Here is a 14,150-nt window from a genome sequence, read left to right on the forward strand (position 1 = left end):
ATCACGAAGGCCGGTCGCCGTCGACGAGGTCGAACACGGCCCGCGCGTGCAACGCCAGCAAGCGGTGCAGGTCGACGTCGTCCCCGCCGATCTCCTTGGCGACGAAGAAACCATCGACGGCGGCCAGCGCGTAGAGGGCGACCAGGCGCACGGTGTCTTCGGTCAGCCAGGGCGCGGACGCGGCGAAGGCCGACTCCACCCGCCGAAGCGCGATCTCCCGGACCTCCAGGAACTTCCGTCGCGCCGTGGGCTCCTCCGGGCGTCGCGCGAGCGCCAGCATCAAGCCGAGGCGCAGGAAGTCCGGCGTGGCCAGAAGGGTCTTCCCGACCTGGGTCGCGACTTCGGTGAACGCCCCGAGAGTGAGACGCGTGCCGTCCGCCGGGAGCGTGAACGCGCCCAGCCAGCTGGTGAAACTGCGCTCGATGACCGCGGCGATGAGCTCGTCCTTGTCGCGGAAGTGCCAGTAGATCGAGCTGGCCGGCAGTCCGCAGCGCTCACTGACCTGCGCGATGCTGGTGCCGTCGTAGCCGCGTTCGCCGGCGATCTCGGCGGCCGCGTCCAGGATCCGGCGGCGCGACTCCTCGCCGTTCGCGCGGCGCTGTCGCGTCTTGCGGGCTTCCGTCATCCGAGCTCCCTCCACTTACTGGAGTGAATGCTACGGGACACGGGAAGGCGTGCCGGTCACAGCGGCGGGTCGAACTTGCCGCTGATCGTGTCCATCTTCGTGCCCACGGGCGGGAATTTCGTCAGGAAGTCGTCCTTCATCCGGAAATCGATGAACTTCTGCAGATCGGGTGTCAGGTTCTTGTATTCGGCGTTGAGCACGACGTGGTCCCGGATGCCGCGCTCTTCCGGGTTGACGGCGTCCTTCCATTTGACCTTGTCGCTGGCGGTGACCGAGTAGTCCACCTCCAGGCGCCCGGCCTCTTGCCGGAACTCCGCCGGTGTCTTGTCGATACCCAACGCGTTCAGCTTTCGCTGCAGCTCCGGGTCCTTCATCCCGCCGACGGCTTCCTTGACCTGGCCGATCTTGATGTCGGCCTCCTTGAGCTTCCCCTCGAAGTTGCCCGACATCTGGGCGTTCGCCTTGCGGGACAGGGTGGTCATGTTGTCCGCGGTGCCGGAGCCGCCGAGCACCTGGTTCTGCAGGTGGCCCTTGATGAAGTAGCCGTTGGGGTGGTCGGGTTTGTAGCCGATCTTGTCGTTGGGGTCGGACGAGCGCAGCTTGTCGAGCTCGGCCCGCAGGCGCGGATCGTAGTTCGAGTGGCCCTTGCCGTTCAGGCCGTCGACGTCGGTGAGGTGGTTGCCCGCGGGGTCGGTTCCGCCCGGGTATTCGCCCTTTCCGGAGCCGTCGAGCGTTCCCTTGCCCTCCTTGCCGCCGCCCTCCATCACCGTGCGGCCGGAATCGCCGTGCGACTTGTTGGCGTCGCCGGTGATCGGGGGTTCGTGCCTGCCCGTCTTGGGCTTCTTGGCGAAACCGGCGCCGTTGCCCGCGTTGCCCGCCCCCGGGTTCTGGTTCGCCGCGGGCCGCTTGGCTTTCTTGCACGGGGCCGGGGCGTTGAAGGTGGAGTCGTCGTCGAGATAGGCGTACGGGTCGTCGGCGTAGTTGGTCTGCTTGCCGGAGTTCCTGGTCAGGCCGAGCGGGTCGGCCTCGAGGAACGGATCGTCGACGTAGGTCTCCGGATTCGGCCCGGGGGTCAGGCCCAGCGGGTCCGGCGAGATGTAGCGCGCGTTGACCGGGTCGTAGTAGCGGAAGAGGTTGAAGTACAGCCCGGTTTCCGCGTCGTGGAACTGGCCGGGGAACCGGAGCGGCGTCTCCGGGCGGGTGCCGGGGGCGACGAGACCCCAGACGCTCGTCCGGACCAGGCTGACCCGGCCGTCCACCGGGCCGACCAGCTCCGTCGGGGTGCCGATCTCGTCGGTGATCACCGCGGCGACCTCGGTGCGGCCGCCGGGCAGGGTGCGCGCCTGTGCCACCACCCGGTTCCCGTACGGATGGCGGATCCAGGTCAGGGTCTCCACCGGCGCACCGCCGAAGGTGTGCCGGGCCTCGACGAGATCGTTGCCGTCCCAGGTGAAATCGACCCGTTCGGCGACCGCTCCCGTGAAGTCCAGCCGCTCCTTGGCCACGCGCCGGTCCAGCGCGTCGTAGCGGTAACGCCACCGGGCGCCGTCCGGCGTGTGCACGGTGACCAGGTGGTCGTGCGCGTCCCAGCCGAACACCCAGGTCAGCTCGGTCCCGTCCGGCGCGGGCAGGGTCCGCCGGATCAGCCTGCCCTGCCCGTCGTGGACGTAACGCGCCGCGCCCGGGCCGAGCGACGAGGAGAGCAGATTGCCGAGTACGTCGTAGGTGTAGTGCTCCGCAGCGCCGTGATGGTGCGCCGCGGTGATCCGGCCCGCGTAGTCGTACTCGTAGCGCACTCCGCCCGCCGGGTCCTCCCGCGCGGCGACGCTGCCGTCCGGCCGCCGGTGGTAGCGCTTGGTGCCGGCCGGGGTGTGCTGCGCGACGAGCCTGCCCGCCGGGTCGAATTCCTGCCGCAGCAACGGATTCACTCCGGCGGAGACGGCGACCGTGCGCCCGGCGGCGTCTTCGCGCAAGGTCAGTTCGGTGCCCGCGATCCGCAGCAGCTCCGCCCCGTCGTCGGTCTGTCCCCAATGGACGTCCACTCCGGACGGAGTGCGCATGGTCTTGGTGTCGGTGGAATAACCGACGGCGGTGTCCCCGGCCGTGCCCGCCTGGCGGACGACCCGGCCCGCCTCGTCGTGTTCCAGCTCGACGACACCGTCCGGGCCGGTGGCGCGCACGAGACGCCCCACCGGGTCGTAACAGTAGGTCTCGGTACCCGACGGGCTGATCCGCTCGATCGGGTTGCCGAGCAGGTCGTACCGCCACTCCACGGACTCACCGGCCGCGTTGACCCGCCGCACCCGCTGCCCGGCGGCGTCGTAATCGCACCGGGTGATCCGGCCCGCGAAATCCTGCTGGGTGAGCAGCCGTCCTTCGGCGTCGTAGGTGAAGTGCCACGTCTGCCCGGCGGGGTTGGTCACCGCCACGAGCCGCAATTCCGTGTCATAGCGCCAAGTGGTGCGCGCACCGCCGGGGTCGATCGTGGCGGTGATCGTGCCCATCGGGCCGTTCTCGGTACGGGTCGTCCTGCCGAGTTCGTCGATGCGGGCGGTTTCCCGGCTCTCGCCGTCGAAGGCCCACTGGCGGCGGGTCCCGTTCGCGGCGACGACCTCCCGCAGGGAACCTTCCACCGTCCACGCGTACGTGGTCCGGCCGCCGCCGGCCTCCTCGACCGCGCGCGGCCGTCCGAAGAGATCGACCTCGAGCCGGGGCACCACGTCACCCGGGGCGGGATCGTCGACGTAGGAGTCCTCGAGGTGCTGGTCCTCGGTGACGCCGAGCGGGTCCGTGTACGGATCCGGCACGTTCGGGGCCGTGTACCGCCGCCGGAACACCCGGTCGCCGTCGGTCACCTCGATCGCGAGCTCGGTGTGGGTCCATTCCGTGAGCACCACACGCGAACCGTCGGCGCGGAGCACCGAGCGGAGCCGCCCGGCCGCGTCGTGCTCGAACTCCGTCCGCCTGCCGAGCTGGTCGGTCCGGTTGAGCAGCACGTCGCGCGGACCGTACTCGCTCCGGATCACGCCGCCGAGCCGGTCGGTCAGCCCCGCGGTGTTCCCGTCCTCGTCGAACTCGTACACCGTGCGAAGGCCGAAGGAGTCGGTGACGGTGGTGGTCCGCTCGCCGTAGCCGAGCGAGGTGTCGAGGTAGCCCTGATCCCCGACGCCCCGGACACAGCGGCCGTGCTCGTCGTAGACGTAGCGGTACCAGGCGCCGCTGTGGTCGGTCCAGCCGGTGATCCGGCCCTCGGCGTCGTGGCTGTAGCGGGCCGGATGGGGCGAGGAATTCGTGCGGACACTGAGATGTCCGCGCGTGTCGTAGTCGTAGCGGGCGACGGGGACTTCGGTGGCTTCGCCCAGCGCGCGGATGGCGCGGATCCGGCCGTCGGAGACGTCGAAGGCGATCCACGCGCCGCCGAAGTGCCTGAGCCTGGCGGGGGCGCCGTCGTCGTCGTGCTCCAGCTCGACGTAGGCGTGCTCCTCGGTGCGGATCTCCTTGAGCAGGAACAGACCCGGGTCGCCTTCGGCAGGCACGAACCGGCGTTCGGTGCCGCGTCCCGGATCCGTCAGGAAGTACTCGGCGCCCTCGCCGCGCAGCCGCCGCGGCGGGCCGTGCACGGCGGTGGCCTCCGTTCCCGGCGCGGGCACCGGGAACCGCAGGATCATCGCGTCGGCGGAGTAATAGGTGACCGTCCCGTTCGCGACGGTCAGCCGCTCGTCCACCAGCGTCGCCCACGACGGGCCGAACCAGCGACCGCCCCGGTAGGACGAGACGTGGTTGCGGACCACGAGCTGGCCCAGCGGTCCCGGCACGACCAGATCGCTTTCGGTGACCAGCACGTCCCCGCTCTGGACGTCGATCGGGTCACCGCTGCCTTCCTTGCAGCCCGGTTCGTTGGTCTCGGTCCGATCCCGTTTGCCTCCACCGCCTTTCGCGCCGGAGGTGGTGGTCGAGCCGTCGCCGTGCGAACCGTCGAGGCCGCGCGAGTTGTCCGGCGGGTCGTTCTTCGGCGGCGGATCGCTTTTGGGTGGCGGGTCGTTCTTCGGCGGGTCGTTCTTCGGGGAGGAGTGGTCGCCCGACGGGGTGGTGGAGTCGTCGCCGCCCTTGTCCTTGTCCTTGGGCGGTCCCTTGGGCTTCGTGTCCAGGTCCTTCGGCTTGCCCGAGGGAGTGACCTTGCCGCCCTTGAGGTTCTTCAACGCCTTCGCCGCGTCGTCGAACAGGTCCCCGGCCTTCTTCAGCAGCGGGACCAGCGCCTTGAGCGCCTTCACCAGTTTGGTCGTCAGGCCGGTGATCTTCGCCGCCGTCTTCGCCACGGCCGCCACCACCTGCGGCACCACCCAGGTCAGCCCGATGCCGAGGGTGAACACCACCTGCAGCGCCCACGAGATCAGATGCCCGATCAGCTCGGCGATGATGTCGCGCACCAGGGTCCGCACCGCCGCGACGACCTCGCCCGCGGTCTTCACCCCGGACGACGCGCCTTCGGACCCCTTTTGCGCGGATTGGATGACGGTGGCGGTGTCGGTCGCTTGTTTGCGGTAGGCGTCGGCCGCCTCGCCCTTCCACGACTCGATGTCCTTCTTGACCAGGACGGTCAGCTCCTCGCTGACCTCGCCCAGTTCCTTGGCCACGTTCGCCCACGTCTGCGCCTGCGCCTGGACCTCGTCGGCGTTGCCCGCCAACGCGTCCAGCGCGTCCTTGAGCGGGCCGACGTGCTCCATCAGCCACGACACCCCGGCCGCCAGGATCGCGCCGAACGGGTCCAGCGCCATCGACAGCGCGTCCAGCGCGGTCCCGACCGCGCCCATCGCGACGCCCGCCCAGTCCCCGGATTCGATCGCCGTCTTCAGCCCGTCCGCGGTCTCCAGCAACGAGACGCCGGTGAACCACTTCGTCGAATCCTGAGTGGGCGCGATCAACGGATTGGACACGCGACTTGCCTCGCTTCAAGGTGATCGGGACGCCGGGGTGACAACCTTGTCATTCAATCATCCCGAGCCCGGCCGGATCCGGCGCCCTGTGCCGGGATCGCCGGTGGGACGGGGTAAGTCTGCCCGAATGGGCAAGCGGCCCGAACGTTCGAAAACCGCGTTGTGCGCTCAAAGGGACATTGGCGACATGGTGTCGGCCTTGCGCACCAGCGCCGCGCCGAGCGTGCGGGCGGTGCGGGCGACGGTTTCGGACAGCGCGGCGAGCGGTTGCCGCGGCGCGAGTACGGCCGCGATCGAACCGACCGCGCGACCGGTCGGCAACCTGATGGCCGCTTCGATGGCGACGAGTTCGTGTTCCGCCTGCCAGACGGGGCAGAACCGGCCGATGCGCTGCGGCACGGTCGATCCAGGGCGGAAAAGGAGGTGATCCTCCGGCCGGGCGAGGCTGGCGGCGGCGATCAGGAAGTGCCCGTCGCAGGGCACGGCGAGCACCGAACTGGCTCGCGTCGTCGCGGTCAGGCGCCGGAGCTCCCCGCGGGCCAGTTCCAGCAGACGTGGATAGGGTTGCCACGATTGGCCGAGCCGGAATGCCTGCGCGCCGACGCGATAGCGGTTTTCGCTGCGCTGGACAACCTCCAGCGCGGTCAATTGCTCGAGTAATCGATGTGCCGTCGCTTTCGGTATCGAGCACGAATTCGCCAGCTGGGTCAATCCCGCTTCACCTTGATGTCGTACCAAGGCATCCAATAGGGTGAAAGCGCCTTCGAGGACGCTTCTCGGTCTTCTCTTGGTCTCCATTGAAATCCCCTCGCGCGGTCCACTGGACGGAAACCTTGCTGACAAGGCCAACACGTCGGTGTCAGGGTGGAACGGTCCCGGTGCGTATCTTCGGTCAAAAAACGCGAACTGGGAAGAGTGCATCCACCGAACGGAAAGAGGTTCGAGCAAAATGCGAAGATCCATTCGGCTGGGGACGGCGCTGGCCGGTCTGCTCGCCGGTCTGCTCGTGGCACCCGCGGCGGGCGCGGACGAGGGCGACGTCCGGATCGCCGCCTCGCCACCGTCGCAGAAGACCGCGGCGGACTTCGACGGCGACGGGTTCGCCGACAAGGCGGTTTGGCGCCCTGGTAACGGTGTCTGGTATGTGATCCGCAGCAGCGACGGCAGCGTGGTGACGCAGCAGTGGGGCGTCTCGGGTGACGTGCCGGTCGCCGCCGACTACGACGGTGACCACCGGGCCGACTTCGCCGTATGGCGGCCGGGCAACGGTATTTGGTACATCATCCAGAGCAGCAACGGCGTGGTGGTGACCCAGCAGTGGGGCGTGGCGGGCGACGTTCCGTTGACCGGCGATTTCAATGCCGACGGCCGCTCCGATTTCGCCGTGTGGCGGCCGAGTAATGGGACCTGGTACGTGCTGGGTATCGCCACCGTGCAATGGGGTGTCGCCGGTGACGTTCCGGTCGCGGACGATTTCGACGCGGACGGCCGAACCGACTTCACCGTTTGGCGGCCGAGCGACGGCGTCTGGTACGTACGGGGAATCGCGACCCAGCAATGGGGCACCGTGGGCGACATTCCGGTGGCCGGCGATTTCAACGCCGACGGCCGGGCCGATTTCGCCGTTTGGCGGCCGGGTAACGGCGTCTGGTACGTGCTCGGTATCGCCACTCAGCAATGGGGTGTGGCAGGCGACGTGCCCCTGGGCGGCGATTTCGGCGGCGACCCGCGGGCGGACTTCGTGGTGTGGCGCCCGTCGAACGGGACCTGGTACGGCCTGAACCTGTTCACCACCCAATGGGGGACAGCGGGCGACATCCCGGTCTGAGCGGTGTGAAAGTCAAGAAGCGGCCCCCGCGTCGAGGAGGTCGGGCATGCCTCTCAGCTGCCTGCGCGAGGTGATGCCGAGTTTGCGGAAGATGTTGCGCAGGTGGGCGTCCACCGTGCGGGGGCTGAGGAACAGGCGCGTGGCCACCTCCTTCGAGGTCGCGCCCGCGGCGACCTGGCGCGCGATATGCGTCTCCTGCATGGTCAGGTGGTCGTAGGAATGTCCGGTGCGGCTGCGGGCGACCTCCCCGGTCGCCCGCAGTTCGTCGGCGGCCCGCCGGGTGAACGCCTCCAGCCCGATGTCCGACAGCCGTTCGTGCGCGGTGCGCAGGTGTTCGCGTGCCTCGCGTCGGCGGCCCTCGCGGCGCAGCCACTCGCCGTACCGCAGGCGCGCCCGCGCGAGATGTACCGAGAGCGGGCTGTTTTCCAGCTGCCCCAACGCTTCCAGGTGATCGGCCTCCGCGTCGCTGACCAACGCCCGCGCGGCCGCCGCGATCCCGAGGGCGAACGCGGTTCCGGCGGGTTCCGTGCGTTCGGTCAAGGAGTCCAGCGCCGACCGGGCGACGGCGTGCTCCCCGCACCGGACCGCGGCCTCCACGAGCTCGGGCAGCGCGATCCCGGCGAGGAAGAGATCGCCGCTCGCCACGGCACGTGTCGCCGCGTCCAGCGCGGCCGGGTATTCGGCGAGACCGTTGTACAGCACGGCCGTCGCCCAGTGGGCGTTCGCGGTCAGCTGGCCGCTGCCCCGCGTCGTCGCCTCGGCGAACAGGTCGAGCACTTCCTCACGACGGCCGCGCAGGGCCGCCAGATGCACTCGCGGGTAGAGCTGCGGCGCGTCGCCGACGGCGTCCGCGATCGCCTCCTCTTCCGCGATCGCGTCCATCGCCCGGCCGAAGTTCCCGGTGAGCACCGCGTGCAGCGCCACCTGGGAGAGGCCGAGCCGGATGGTCATCGGCGATCCGGTGTCGCGCCCGGTCCGCACGAGCCAGTCGACGATCGTCGCGTGCAGCTCGATGTCCCACAGCTCGCCCGCGAGCACGGTGGCCAAGGCCGGCGTCCTGGTCCAGCCGTCGTCGTCGCCGGTGAGAACCCGGCGAAGCGCGGGAACACCGGCATGGTGTCCCTCGGTGGTCAGCCGCACGAGCGCGTCGAGGAGGTCCGGCGGCCCCGGAGGCGCCGAGCGCGCCGCGTCGAGGACGCGGTCCAGCACTCCCGCGGCCCGGCCGACGACGAGCCCCATTTCCAGTGCCGAGACGAAGAACTCGCGTGATCGCCCCGGATCGACGGCGGCGAGCCGTTGTGCCGCCCGCAAGATGAGCTCCGGCCCCCGCACGGCCCCCTCCGCGCCTTGGACGAACGCGATCCGCCCGCGCAGCAGGTCGACGGACGCGTGCTGCGGCACGTCCAAGGTCTCCGTGTCGACGCTGGCCAGCAGATCCGCCGCCGCCTCCGTCCCGCCCGCTTCGAGCGTCGTCCGCGCGGCCGCGAGGGTGCGCTCCGTCTGCTTGGCGGGATCGAGCGAAAGCGCCGCCGCCCGTTCGAGAAACGCGGCGGCGGCCGCCACACCACCGCGCGCCTGCGCCCGCGACGCCGACAGCTCCAGCTCCGCCGCGACCTCCTCGTCCGGTCCGGTGGTGGCCTGGGCACGGTGCCAGGCCCGCCGGTCCCCGGCGGTTTCCGCGTCGGTGACCTCGGCCAGCGCCCGATGCGCGGTATGGCGCTGCTCCGGCTCGGCCGCGCGGTACGCGGCGGACCGCGCCAGCGGATGACAGAAGCGCGCCCGCGTGTCGAACCGGATCAGCCCGGACGCCTCGGCGGCGGCGCTCGCGGCGGGCACGTCGATGTCCAGCCGTCCCGCGGCCGCCCACAGCAGACCGGGATCGCCGGTGGGATCGGCGCTCGCGAGGATCAACAGCCTCCGCGCGTCCACGGGCAGCTCCGCCATCCTGGCCAGGAAACTGCGTTCGATCCGGTTCGCGACCGGCGACGGCTCCGGCGGCGCGAAGCCACCCGCTTTCGGCAGTTCGATCAGGGCGAGCGGGTTGCCGCGGGCCTCGGCGAGCAGGCGGTCACGCACCCGCTCATCCAGCGTCACGGTCTTCTCCTCGGCCAGCAAGGCGCGCGCGTGCGCGTCGGTCAGGCCGCCGACCGTCAGGCCGGGCAGCTCGTCCAGGCCGCGGACCGCCTCCCGGTCGCGGGCGGCGAACACCATCGCGATCGGCTCGGCCGCGATCCGCCTCGCCAGGAACGTCAACGCCCTCGCCGACGCGGTGTCCAGCCAATGCGCGTCGTCGACCAGGCACAGCATCGGCCGCGTCCCGGCGGCCGTCGACAGCAGTTCGAGCGCGGCGAGGCCGACCCGGAACGGGTCCGGCGCGCCGTCGGCCAGCCCGAAGGCGACGAGGAGGGACTCTCGGTACGGCGCCGACAGCGTGTCGAGATGCGCCAGCGCCGGAACGCACAGCTGATGCAATGCCGCGAACGGCAGTTCGCCCTCGAACTCCGACCCGGACGCGCGGATGAGCTGGAATTCCCCGGCCATCGCCTGCCCGAGGTGGTCGAGCAGCGCGCTCTTGCCGATGCCGGGCTCACCACGGAGGACGAGTACCCCGCCTTCGCCCCGGCCTGCCGCTCGGACCAGGGCGAGGAGGCGATCGATCTCGTCGCGCCTGCCGACGAGCTGACGGGAGGACGTCGTGGGCATGGTCCGAACCCTAGCGAGATGAAGTAGGTGATTGTCGCCGACGCGAGCGGAGGCGGTCCCGCGCGATCGTTGCGGCATGACAGTACGAGAGACGAAACGGATCTCGCGCGGGATGGCGATGGCCGGTTTGGCGAGCGCCATGTTCCTGGTCATCCTCGATGCCGCGATGGTCAACCTGGCCGGATCCAGGATCCGGCAGGGCCTGGGGCTCAGCGCCGCCGAACTCACCGTGGTGGTGGACAGCTACCTGGTGACCGTCGCCGGTCTGCTGCTGCTCGGCGGCCGTCTCGCCGACGTGCTCGGGGCCAGGAAGGTGTTCCTGGCCGGAATGACGGGCTATCTCGCGGCGACCGCCTTCTGCGCGCTGGCCACCGGCGGCGGGATGCTGATCGCCGGGCGGATCGGGCAGGGGGTCGGGGCCGCGGTCCTGATGCCCGCCGCGCTGTCGCTCGTGCTCGGCCTCTACCCGTCGCCCGCGGAACGCACCCGGGCGATGGGGATCTGGGGCGCGGTCGCGGGGGCGGGCAGCCTCGCCGGAGTCTTCCTCGGCGGAACGCTGACCGAACTGCTCGGCTGGCAGGCGGTGTTCGTGACGCCGGTGCCGTTCGGTGGCCTCGGCGCGTTCGTCGTGTGGCGCGCGGTGGCGCCGGTGCCCGGCGGGCCGGGCCGGTTCGACGCGCTGGGCGCCGTCACGATCACCATCGGGATCTCCGGTCTCGCGCTGGGCATGGTCTCCGCCTCGGACGCCGGCTGGACCGCGCCCGGCACGGTCGCCGGGCTCGCCACGGGTCTCGTTTCGCTGGCGGCGTTCGTGGTCGTCGAGCGGCGTTCCGCGCGGCCACTGGTCCCGCTGGGGGTGTTCCGCCGGAAGCCGGTGGTCACCGCGAATCTGGTGATGGTGCTGATCGGCGGCACCCTGACTAGCCTGTTCTTCTTCCTGCCCCAGTACCAGCAGGACGTGCTCGGGATGAGCCCGCTGGCGACCGGGATGACCCAGCTCCCGCTCGCCGTCATGATCATCGTCGGCAGTGTCCTCGCGCCGATACTGGCGAAACGCGTCGGACCCGGCCGCGCGCTGCCGGTCGCCCTCACCGTCCTGCTCGCCGGTTTCCTGTGGCTGGCTTGGGATCCGACGACCAGTGGCTTCTCGGTCAGCTTGCTGGGCGCGTTCCTGCTGATCGGCACCGGACTCGGGCTGGGCGCCGTCAACGCCACCGCGATGGCGGTCCGCGACAGCGCGGACGGCGAAGCGGGTCTGCTCAGCGGACTGGTCAACGCCGCGCAGCAACTGGGCGGCGCGGTCGGCCTCGCCGCACTCGCCGGAATCGCCATCGGCGCCGCCGGAACCCACGGCGACATCTCGTTCACGACCGCTTTCCTCGGCGAGGCAGCCTTCGTCGTCATCGCCCTCGCGGTGTCGCTCGCCTCCGCCGAACGTTGATCTCGACCAGAAAGGACACTCCACAATGGACACCGTGTTGGTGACCGGCGCGACCGGAACCGTCGGCTCCGCCTTGATCCCCGCCCTTCGAGCTCGCGGAGTCGCCGTCCGCGCCATGACCCGGGACCCGGGCCGCTCCATTCCCGGCGCCGAAACCGTCGTCGCCGATCTGGGTGATCCGGAATCCGTCGCCGCGGCACTGAAAGGCGTCGACGCGGCCTTCCTCAACAGCCCGTCCGCGGCCGACGCCGCAGCACACCAGATCCGGTTCGCCGACCTGGCCCGGGACGCCGGCGTGAACCGGCTCGTGCTGCTCTCGCAGTACGCGGCGAACGCCGACTCGCCGGTACGATTCCTGCGCTGGCACGCCGAAGTCGAGGAATACGTCCGAAACCTCGGGATCGAGCACACCGTGCTGCGCCCCAACCTGTACCTGCAGGCGCTGCTCGCCTTCTCCCGCACCATCGCGCAGGGCTTCATCGCCGCACCCATCGGCGACGCCGCCGTCAGCGCGATCGACACCAGGGACATCGCGGACTCCGCCGCGGTGGTGCTCACCGATCCGGGCCACGCGGGAAGGACCTACACACTGACCGGCCCGCGCGCCGTGACCCACACTGAGATCGCCCACGCGCTTTCCGCGGTTCTGGGCCGGAGCGTAGTCTTCCACGACACGTCCGCCGACCAGTTCGCCGCCGCGCTGAGCGGTCTGCTCCCGCCGTGGCAGCTCGACGGCCTCATCGAGGACTACGCCCACTACGCCCGAGGCGAAGCCGCCGAAGTGCACACGTCCGTCGCCGACCTGACCGGGCACCCCGCGCGTGACGTCACCGATTTCGCCCGCGACCACGTCGCCGCCTTCGAGGCCGTCTGATGATTTACCACTGCATCCGGTTCACGCTCAAGCCTGGAGTGTCCGACGAAGAAAAACACGCGTCGTCGGTCCCGATTTCGGCGGTTAATTCGACTACGGCGCCGTGACTGTGCTCGAAGACATCGAGGGGTACGAGCAGTACATGAATCACCCGGCGCATCTCGCGGATGTGCCGGATGTGGCGGAGTTGGTTGCGGGGCTTGGGGAGTACACCGGTAGTGCGGCGCCCGGGAGTTGCCGATTCATCATTTAGTCGACTAACCGCGTGGACCTCTTCGCATTTAGTCGACTAAATGCGAGTCGCTCAGGGTGATGCGGCGTTGGCGACTGTTTCACCCTTCAGTGTTGTCGATACGAGTTGGCTTGTTGCTTAAAATTACGAACATGTGTTCGATTTCTTCGGCTATTATGGAGGGGTGTCCGAGACCTTCCTTCCCGAGTTGCCGCAGGAGCTGTGGCGCGCCGGCAAGCTGGAGCTTGCGCATGGCGTGCAGCACGCTTTGCAGGTGATCCGGATCGCGACCGCCTGTCTGGGGCAGTTCCTGGCGGAGATCGAGTCTCGGGGTGTCAAAGACTTGTACGGGCATGGGAGTACGGCGAGCTGGCTCGCCGAGATCGCGGGGTTGTCACGGGGTGAGGCGGGTCCGATCGTGAAGCGCGCCATCGCGCTGAACCCCACCCGGGCCCTGGATGGCACGGAGGTTCCGCCGGTCGCGCCCGCGACCGCCGCGGTCGCCGCTCAGGGACTGGTCGGGGATGAGCGGATCGATCAGATCCTGGAGATCTTGAAAAACCTCCCGGCCGACATTTCGGCTGAGGATCGGGCGGGTGCGGAGCAGATCCTCGCCAATCTCGCCCCGAGCGCCGGTCCCCGCCAGCTCGCCAAGGCTGAAGCGAACCTGCAGGGCTTACTGAACCCCGACGGCAAGGAACCCAAAGACCCCGAACCCAAGGAACCACGCCGCGAGATCACCTTGGAGCGGCGCAGGGACGGGTTCTGGAAACTCACCGGTCTGCTGGATGACGAGACCGGGGCCCGGACCGCCGCCGCGCTGGAAGCACATGCGCAGCCGCGGCCGGTGGATGAGTTCGGCCAGGCGGACTTGCGGATGAAGTGCGAGCGCCTGGGAGACGCCTGGGCCGAGCTGCTCGATCTGGCCATCGCCTGCCCGGACCAGCCGGGGACCAGCGGCTACCGCACCTTGGTGCACGTCACCGTCGGACTCGAGGAACTGAAGTCCGGTCTCGGGACCGCCTGTCTCGACTTCGTCGGAACGATGACCGCCCGCGAAGCCCGACTGGCCGCTTGCGATTGCCTGATGCTGCCGGTGGTGATGGGTGCCTCGGGTGAACCGCTGGATATGGGACGCCTGAGACGGTTCGTCACCCCAGGCCAAAGACGTGCACTCAACATCCGCGACGGCGGCTGCGCCTTCCCCGGCTGCCATCGGAAACCCAAGAACTGCCACGCCCACCACATTCACCACTGGGCAGACGGCGGCCCGACGGATCTTCGGAACCTCGTGTTGCTCTGCGGGTTCCATCATCGGCTGATTCACCACGGTGATTGGGAAGTCCGCATGGCCGCCGATGGGTTACCGGAGTTCATCCCACCCCAGTATCGAGATCCGCTCCGACAACCCCGCCGCAACACCCTGCACCACGTCTGACCACCGAGGAGCCCGCCAGCCACCCAGGCGACGGGCCCCTCGGCATGCCCGCAGTCGGTCACTGAGCCTTTAGGT

8 protein-coding genes are annotated in these 14,150 nt (G+C 69.8%); 4 read left to right on the forward strand and 4 right to left on the reverse strand.

Features of this window, described 5'->3' with window-relative positions:
* Position 1 precedes the first annotated feature (1 nt).
* From ED92_RS26035 to ED92_RS26045, 3 genes are all read right to left on the reverse strand, one after another.
* Positions 2–625: a TetR/AcrR family transcriptional regulator gene (locus ED92_RS26035; RefSeq protein ID WP_037342901.1), complete on the reverse strand. Its 624-nt coding sequence runs from the start codon at positions 623–625 to the stop codon at positions 2–4.
* 56 nt (positions 626–681) lie between these two features.
* Positions 682–5,559, reverse strand: a complete 4,878-nt coding sequence (locus ED92_RS26040) for an RHS repeat-associated core domain-containing protein (protein ID WP_037342902.1) — start codon at positions 5,557–5,559, stop codon at positions 682–684.
* Positions 5,560–5,727: 168 nt separating this feature from the next.
* Positions 5,728–6,522 (reverse strand): helix-turn-helix domain-containing protein, encoded by a 795-nt coding sequence (locus ED92_RS26045; protein WP_369797433.1) that lies wholly within the window; start codon positions 6,520–6,522, stop codon positions 5,728–5,730.
* Between ED92_RS26045 and ED92_RS26050 the strand changes: the two genes are divergently transcribed.
* The gene (locus ED92_RS26050; protein ID WP_037342906.1) at positions 6,509–7,387 is read left to right on the forward strand and encodes a VCBS repeat-containing protein; all 879 of its coding nucleotides are present in this window, start codon (positions 6,509–6,511) and stop codon (positions 7,385–7,387) included. The genes ED92_RS26045 and ED92_RS26050 overlap by 14 nt on opposite strands.
* A gap of 12 nt (positions 7,388–7,399) precedes the next feature.
* Here the strand turns inward: ED92_RS26050 and ED92_RS26055 are convergent, their stop codons facing one another.
* Positions 7,400–10,090: an AAA family ATPase gene (locus ED92_RS26055; RefSeq protein WP_037342908.1), complete on the reverse strand. Its 2,691-nt coding sequence runs from the start codon at positions 10,088–10,090 to the stop codon at positions 7,400–7,402.
* A 76-nt stretch (positions 10,091–10,166) separates the two neighbouring features.
* Here ED92_RS26055 and ED92_RS26060 point away from each other — a divergent pair, with 76 nt between their 5' ends.
* The 3 genes from ED92_RS26060 to ED92_RS26075 all read left to right on the forward strand — a co-directional run bounded on the left by ED92_RS26060 (position 10,167) and on the right by ED92_RS26075 (position 14,075).
* Positions 10,167–11,531, forward strand: a complete 1,365-nt coding sequence (locus ED92_RS26060; RefSeq protein WP_037342910.1) for an MFS transporter — start codon at positions 10,167–10,169, stop codon at positions 11,529–11,531.
* Between the two features lie 25 nt (positions 11,532–11,556).
* A complete protein-coding gene (locus ED92_RS26065) occupies positions 11,557–12,405 on the forward strand; it encodes an SDR family oxidoreductase (RefSeq protein WP_037342911.1) in 849 nt (282 codons plus the stop codon).
* A gap of 416 nt (positions 12,406–12,821) precedes the next feature.
* A complete protein-coding gene (locus ED92_RS26075) occupies positions 12,822–14,075 on the forward strand; it encodes an HNH endonuclease signature motif containing protein (RefSeq protein ID WP_037343451.1) in 1,254 nt (417 codons plus the stop codon).
* The last annotated feature ends 75 nt before the right edge of the window (positions 14,076–14,150 follow it).

The organism is Amycolatopsis sp. MJM2582 (assembly GCF_000754115.1).
GTDB classification, from domain to species: domain Bacteria; phylum Actinomycetota; class Actinomycetes; order Mycobacteriales; family Pseudonocardiaceae; genus Amycolatopsis; species Amycolatopsis japonica.

What these genes read in the sequence shown, in the direction of transcription:
- ED92_RS26065 (WP_037342911.1), top strand. Translation starts at nt 11,557, where the DNA reads ATGGACACCGTGTTGGTGACCGGCGCGACCGGAACCGTCGGCTCCGCC.
- ED92_RS26035 (WP_037342901.1), bottom strand. Translation starts at nt 625, where the DNA reads ATGACGGAAGCCCGCAAGACGCGACAGCGCCGCGCGAACGGCGAGGAG.
- ED92_RS26055 (WP_037342908.1), bottom strand. Translation starts at nt 10,090, where the DNA reads ATGCCCACGACGTCCTCCCGTCAGCTCGTCGGCAGGCGCGACGAGATC.
- ED92_RS26050 (WP_037342906.1), top strand. Translation starts at nt 6,509, where the DNA reads ATGCGAAGATCCATTCGGCTGGGGACGGCGCTGGCCGGTCTGCTCGCC.
- ED92_RS26060 (WP_037342910.1), top strand. Translation starts at nt 10,167, where the DNA reads ATGACAGTACGAGAGACGAAACGGATCTCGCGCGGGATGGCGATGGCC.
- ED92_RS26045 (WP_369797433.1), bottom strand. Translation starts at nt 6,522, where the DNA reads ATGGATCTTCGCATTTTGCTCGAACCTCTTTCCGTTCGGTGGATGCAC.